This is a genomic window from Idiomarina sp. Sol25, assembly GCF_033052775.1.
In the GTDB taxonomy this organism is placed as follows: Bacteria; Pseudomonadota; Gammaproteobacteria; order Enterobacterales; family Alteromonadaceae; genus Idiomarina.
Map to the genome: position 1 here is coordinate 1 of NZ_JAUPEW010000261.1, position 232 is coordinate 232.

Annotated in this window: 1 pseudogene; it reads right to left on the bottom strand. The window is 72.4% G+C overall.

The features are described 5' to 3' along the window. Positions 1 to 232: pseudogene (locus Q5L94_RS14220) on the bottom strand (EamA family transporter); the annotation flags it as partial.

Below are 232 nucleotides of genomic sequence, written 5' to 3' on the forward strand. Positions count from 1 at the left end.
CGCCGCGCGCCGAGCGGAAGAAGAGATTGCCGACCGCCCAGGTCAGCGCCGACATCAGCGCCAGCCCGATGGCGATGAGGGTGGCGGCGCCGTCGACCGACCGTGAGATCAGCACCACGCCCGCGGTCGCGGTGGCGAGCCCCAGCCATTGGCCGCCGGTCGCGTGCTCGCGCAGGAAAAGGGCCGCGAGGACCACGGTCAGCGGGCCCTGCAATTGGACCAGCACGGAGGT